Raw genomic sequence first — 525 nt, 5'->3', positions numbered from 1 at the left:
TTGGTGAAAAAGACGCAACAGTTGTTGTGACTTATCCAGATGGTTCTAAGGATGAAGTTCCTGTTAAGGTAACAGTCGTAGATCCACGTACGGATGCGGATAAGAACACACCAACTGCTAAGGATCAAACCGTTAACATTGGCGACACACCGGATGCCAAGAACTCAATCGGTAACGTTTCAGACCTTCCAAGCGGTACTACCTTCGAGTATAAGACCCCAGTTGATACAACAACAGCTGGTGAGAAGGATGCAACAGTTGTTGTAACTTATCCAGATGGTTCTAAAGATGAAGTCCCAGTTAAGGTAACAGTTAAAGATCCACGTACGGATGCGGATAAGAATACGCCAACAGCTAAGGATCAAACGGTTAACCTTGGTGACACACCAGATGCCAAAGGTTCAATTGGTAACGTTTCAGATCTTCCAAGTGGTACTACATTTGAATACAAGACTCCAGTAGATACAACAACAGCTGGTGAGAAGGACGCAACAGTCGTTGTGACTTACCCAGACGGTTCTAAGG

Annotated in this window: 1 protein-coding gene; it reads left to right on the top strand. The window is 44.4% G+C overall.

What is annotated here, in order from left to right; genetic code table 11:
• The coding region (locus tag HMPREF2867_RS08490; protein WP_256263083.1) for a Rib/alpha-like domain-containing protein at nt 1-525 on the top strand (525 nt) is incomplete at both ends.

The sequence above is a fragment of the Streptococcus sp. HMSC064H09 genome, from assembly GCF_001812625.1.
Taxonomy (GTDB): domain Bacteria; phylum Bacillota; class Bacilli; order Lactobacillales; family Streptococcaceae; genus Streptococcus.
The sequence above is the reverse complement of the archived record's forward strand: the minus strand, read 5'-3'. Positions and strand labels throughout refer to the sequence as shown.